Genomic DNA, 5,513 nt, shown 5'->3' on the forward strand with positions numbered 1-5,513 from the left:
ACCCGCAACCGGGTCGCACCGCCTCATCCGTTTGCGTCGACCCTCAGCGGTGGACCGCGAATCGTGCCGCCACCAGGGCGCCCACCTCGGCCATGGCCGCCCGCGCCCGCGCGACCGTCGCGGTCTGCATCGCGAAACCGTGCCCCACGCCGGGATACCGCAGCTGCGCCGTCGGCACACCGGCGTCGCGGAGGCGGTTTCCGTAGTCTTCGACGCCGTCGCGCAGTGGGTCGGCGTGTCCGACCGCGATGATCGCCGGCGGTAGCCCGGCCAGCGACGAAGCGAGTGCGGGTGTCCCGTACTCGTCGTCGGTGGCCGGATCGTCGCCGAGATAGAGGTCCTTCATCCAATCGATGTCCGCCGCAGTCAGGAACGGGCTGTCACCGAATTCCCGCATGGACGGCCGATCGCAGCGGCGCTCCAGACCCGGGTAGAACAAGACCTGCTGAGCGATCGCCGGGCCGCCTTCGTTGCGCGCGCGCAGTGCTGTCGCCGCGGCCAGGCCACCTCCGGCGCTGTCCCCGCCGACGCCGATGCGGCCGGCGTCGACCCCGAGGACGGACGCCTGTTCATGGAACCAACACAGCGCCGCGTACGCCTCGTCGTGGGCGACGGGGTACGCGTACTCGGGGGCAAGCCTGTAGTCGACGTTGGCGATCACCGCGCCGGTGACTTCCGCGACGTCCCGGACCAGGCGGTCGAAGGAATCCAGCGAGCCCATGATCATGCCACCGCCGTGGAACCACAGCAGCGCGGGTGCGTCGGCTGCGGGCGCGACCACGGGACGGTAGACGCGGACCGCCACCGTCCCGTGGGGGCCTTCGAATCCCGTGTCGGCGATCGATCGCATTTCCGGACCTGCGGGACGGACGATCGACTCGAGGTTGCGTCTCGCACCCTCGACTCCGATCTCTCGCATGGGCCGTGCGCCGGAGGCGGCCATGCGCTGCACGATCACCTCCACATCGTCGTCCCAGACGGATTCGTGCCGGACGTCGGGTTCGGTGGCAGGCAAGTCTGGTTCTCCTCGGTCGGCCGGACCTCGGCCCGGGTGGGGGAACGTGACGGGGTCGTATCAGGACTCGGTGCGGGTCGTGTTGCGCAACAACATCCCGGTGCCGGCCTCTCCGCCACGTCGGTGCTCGTTCATCAGTGCGATCAGGCGCTCGTTGTCGTGGTCGGCGAGCGCGTCGATCATGGCTTCGTGTTCGGTCACGACCCGTCGGCGCACTTCGGCGTCGAAGAGGTAGGCCGCGTGATACGGCATGGCCAGGCGCCACAGTCTGCGGATCTCGGCCACCACCAGACCCAACGGTGATCGGTCGAACATTGCGAAGTGGAAATCCTGGTTCGCCAGTCGCATTTCCAGGAGGTCGTTGCGGTCCGCCGCGGCGGCGACGCGGTCACCGAGGCCACGGACCTCGGCGAGTGCCGCGTCGTCGAAGGCGGGGAGGGAAGCCAGCACCTCGCGCTCCAGGGCGTGCCGCATCAGGTAGATCTGGTCGAACTCCGACTGCTCGAGCCTCACGACGGCATAGCCGACGTTCCTGCGGTGCTCGACGAGGCCCTGCGAGGCCAGTTCGCGCAGTCCCTCCCGGATCGGGAGGCGACTGACACCGAGCCGTTCGGCCATCATTTCCTGCCGGATGGGCTGACCGGGGAGCAGGTCGCCGGTGATGATCATGCGTTCGATCTCGGTGGCCACCCAGTCGGCGCCGCGAACGGACGCGCCTCCGCGCGAGCCGGTGGCATCCCCATCGGCCGCTGTAGCGTGTCGGCTCACCTCGGTCCCTCCTCGCGCCACTGTCGGACCGGTGGCTGTCGGTCATGCCCTGTCGAGCGCACCGTCGCTTCTCAGGGCGTCGACGTCGTCCACGCCGTACCCCATCGCACCGAGGATCGCCTCGGTGTCGGCTCCGCGCGGTACGGCTCGGCGCGGGGTTCGCGTCGAGCTGCGGCCGAGTTTGATCGGTACGCCCAGGCCACGATAGTCGACCGTGTCGAGGAACAATCCGCGGTGAACGGTTTGCGGGGCGGTGAGCGCCTGGTCCACCGTGTTGACCGGGCTGGCGGCGACACCGGCACGTTCGAGCTCGGCCGCGAGGTCGTCACGGTTCCATCGGGCGATGCGTTCGGCGAGCAGGGCGGAGAGTTCGTCGCGGTGCCGGGAGCGTACGGCGTTGGAGACGAAGCGCGGGTCGTCGGCGAGTTCCGGGACGCCGAGCACCGCGACCAACGAGCGGAACTGCCGGTCGTTGGCGGCGCTGACGAAGAAGTCGCCGTCGCGGGCCGCGAACACCTGGTACGGCACGACCGTGGGGTGATAGTCGCCCGTGCGCTGCGGCACCTTCCCGCTGGAGACCCAGTTGGAGGCGTGCGGGTGCAGGAGAGAGATCACCGAGTCGAGAAGCGTGATGTCGACGAGTTGTCCGCGGCCGCTGCGTTCGCGTTCGGTCAGGGCGAGCAGGATGCCGCTGACGGCCATGTGCGAGGCGACGATGTCGACGACGGGGACGCCGACACGCAGCGGGTTACCGTCCGGGTAGCCGTTGACGCTCATCAACCCGCCGAAGGACTGCAGCACCGCGTCGTATCCGGGCAGACCGGCCATCGGCCCGTCGACGCCGAACCCGGTGATCCGGCAGTACACCAGTCGCGGGTTGGTCTCGGTCAGCACGGTCTCGTAGTCGAAGCCCCACCGGGCCATGGTGCCGGCCTTGAAGTTCTCGATCACCACGTCGGCACCGTCCAGCAGGTGGCGCAGCACGTCGCGACCGGCGGTGGTGCGCAGGTCGAGGCAGATGTTCTCCTTGCTGTGGTTGAGCCCGGCGTAGTACGCGCTGCTCTGTCCGCCCTCGTCGAAAGGTGGTCCCCAGCCCCGTGTTTCGTCGCCGGTGGGTGCTTCCACCTTGATGACTTCCGCGCCGTGGTCGGCCAGTGTCTGGGCTGTGTACGGGCCGGCCAGGACCCGGCTGAGGTCGAGAACCCGCAGACCGGCCAGGACGCCGATCCCCGTGTTCTGCTCCGCTGCACGCCATGCAGCGCGGCCGTCGATGACGGGGCTGTCAGCAGCGGTCGGTTGTGCGGTTCCGCCCGCCGGTGGGGAAATGCTCACTGCCGGCTCCTGTTCGTGGTCGTCGGTGACTCGTCGTGCGCCGATCGGGTTCCGACGACGACATCCCAGACGTCCGCGCCGTCGTCGAGGATGCGGCGCGCCAGGGCATCGGCCCAGAACCCTTCCGAGCCGTGGCGGTCGCGCCAGCTCCACAGAGACGTGGTGAACCGGCCGAGCGGGTGTTCGGACGTGGTTCCGATGGCGCCGTGGATCTGGTGGCCCGCGGAAGCGACAGGCTGGGCGGACATCGCCGTCACCACCTTCGCGGCGGCCGTCGCCACGTACGGGTCCTCGGGGGTGTCGTCGGCCGCGGTCGCCGTGTCCACCGCGATCTCCATCATGGTGGTCAGAGCAGCGAGCTGTGCCAGTCGTTGCTGAACCGCCTGGAACTTTGCGAGGGGCCTCCCGAACTGGATGCGTTCGGAGGCATAGCGCAGCGTGTGGTCGTGTACGGCGGCGGCCGCCGCGGCCGTGGCGGCCGCATAGGCGAGCGCGCCCCGCCGGACGAACTCGTCGAGCGAGACCGGGGCAGCACCGTGGAACAGGACGGGCGTGTCCTCGAAGGTGAGGTCCCCGATCGAGACGCCGATCGGATCCACTTCGGCTGTGACGGTGACGCCGGGTCCGGACATCGCCACTATCGCGACGGCCGATCCTTCGGCGCCGGGGTCGGGCGGGAGCAGCACGACGAGCGTGTCCGCGTCCCCGGCGTAGGCGACGTCGGTGACCGTGCCGTTCAGAACGGTGGCGCCGTCGAGGGAACGGACCGAGCACGAATGTCCCACTGCGGCAGACGCGGTTGCCGCGGTCGGTGTGTGACCCGCCGATGCGGCGAGCCAGTGGGCCAGGACCGTGTGTTCGATCAACGGGGTCAGCGCGCCGCGTCGCGCTGCGACCGCCACGATCGCGAGCACGTCGGCGAGTGTCGCCCCGTCGCCGCCCGCGGTTTCGGGGATACCGATGGTGGTGAAGCCGGCGGCACCGAGCTGTGCCCAGATCGCGCTGTCCATGCCCCGAGCGGGGGTCTGCAGATCGACGCCGATGCGATCGATCATCGACGTGGTGGCCGAGATCAGCTCGGCGGTGAACTCGCTCATCGAACCCCCAGACCGCGGGCGACGATCCCGCGCAGGATCTCGTTGGTGCCACCTCGAAGGGTGAACACCGGTGTGTGCAGGACACTTTGGGCCAGCATGCGGGCGAGTGGATCTGCACCGCCGCGGCGTGCTCCGACACGGCCGGACGATCGCACGGCCTCGACGAGGTCGCCTTCGAACGTCGAGCCGAGGTCCTTGACCATCGCTGCGAGTACGTCGGGCTTGCGTCCCGCGGTGAGTTCGGCGGCGACTCGCAGCGACATTCGCCGCAGGGCCCAAGCACGCGCCGTCAGTATGCCCAGGGTCTCCCTCTGGCCGGGCGTCGCGCCGGCCTCGGCGAGGTGCGCGGACCATGCGCGCAGGAGCGGCATCGTGCTGAGGTAGCGCTCGGGTCCCGAGCGTTCGAACGCGAGCTCGCTCATCACCTGGGTCCAGCCGTTGCCACGGACCCCGAGCAGTGCGGACGCGGGCACGCGCGCGTCGTGGAAGACGACCTCGTTGAAATGCTGCTGCCCGTCGATGCTTCGGAGTGGACGGATCTCGATGTCGGGGTGGGGGAGATCGACGATGAACTGGGACAAGCCGTTCTGCCGGTCGGCGGGTTGTCCGTCGGTGCGGGCGAGCACCACCATCGCGTGCGCGAGATGCGCGCCGGTGGTCCACACCTTGGTTCCGCTGATCGTCCACGAATCACCGTTGTCGACAGCGCGCGTGCGGACCGCTGCCAGGTCCGAGCCCGCGTCCGGTTCGCTCATACCGATCGCGAAGAACGTGGTGCCGGCGGAGATTCCGGGAAGATAGCGCTGCTTCTGTTCCTCGGAACCGTTCGCGAGGATGCTCGGGGCCATCTGCCGGTCGGCGATCCAGTGCGCCGCGACCGGGGCACCGTGAGCGAGCATCTCCTCGTTGACGACGAAGCGTTCGAGGGGGCTGCGTCCGCGTCCGCCGTATCGGGTGGGCACCGTCAGGCCGAGCCAGCCTCGCTCGGCCACGCGGCCGCTGAAACCGGGGTCGAACCCGGTCATCCAGCTGTCGACGTCCGGAACGTAACTGCCGCGGGCGAGTTCGTCGGCGAGGAAGCCGCGCACGTCGGCGCGCAGGTCCTCGAGTCGGGTATCCGTGGGATCGGGATGTTCGGTACGCACAGCGGTCATGAGCGATTCGGTCCTCGGGACGACCACGCGGCGTTGCCTTTCCGCGACATCGACCACATCTGCACGCCGCGCTCGATTTCGAGTGCAGACGCCCAGCCGACGGCCGGGGGACCGAGTTCCAGACGTGCGCTGGTCATGATGCGGCGG

5 protein-coding genes and 1 pseudogene are annotated in these 5,513 nt (G+C 69.4%); all 6 read right to left on the minus strand.

The window, feature by feature from the left end; genetic code table 11:
- Nucleotides 1-43: 43 nt before the first annotated feature.
- Complete coding sequence (locus I0Q12_RS22125; RefSeq protein WP_197254929.1) at nucleotides 44-943, minus strand: alpha/beta hydrolase; 900 nt, start codon at nucleotides 941-943, stop codon at nucleotides 44-46.
- A 132-nt stretch (nucleotides 944-1,075) separates the two neighbouring features.
- Nucleotides 1,076-1,783 (minus strand): GntR family transcriptional regulator, encoded by a 708-nt coding sequence (locus tag I0Q12_RS22130; RefSeq protein WP_374068761.1) that lies wholly within the window; start codon nucleotides 1,781-1,783, stop codon nucleotides 1,076-1,078.
- Between the two features lie 42 nt (nucleotides 1,784-1,825).
- Nucleotides 1,826-3,109: a CaiB/BaiF CoA transferase family protein gene (locus I0Q12_RS22135; RefSeq protein ID WP_374068763.1), complete on the minus strand. Its 1,284-nt coding sequence runs from the start codon at nucleotides 3,107-3,109 to the stop codon at nucleotides 1,826-1,828.
- 2 nt (nucleotides 3,110-3,111) lie between these two features.
- Entirely contained in the window at nucleotides 3,112-4,212 is a 1,101-nt protein-coding gene (locus I0Q12_RS22140) for an acyl-CoA dehydrogenase family protein (RefSeq protein ID WP_197254761.1), read from the minus strand.
- A complete protein-coding gene (locus I0Q12_RS22145; protein WP_197254763.1) occupies nucleotides 4,209-5,366 on the minus strand; it encodes an acyl-CoA dehydrogenase family protein in 1,158 nt (385 codons plus the stop codon). The genes I0Q12_RS22140 and I0Q12_RS22145 overlap by 4 nt, the downstream gene beginning before the upstream one ends.
- Nucleotides 5,363-5,513 (minus strand): annotated as a pseudogene (locus I0Q12_RS33550) (enoyl-CoA hydratase); the annotation flags it as partial. The gene I0Q12_RS22145 and the pseudogene I0Q12_RS33550, both read right to left, overlap by 4 nt.

Source organism: Rhodococcus sp. CX (genome assembly GCF_015865005.1).
Classification (GTDB): Bacteria; Actinomycetota; Actinomycetes; order Mycobacteriales; family Mycobacteriaceae; genus Rhodococcus.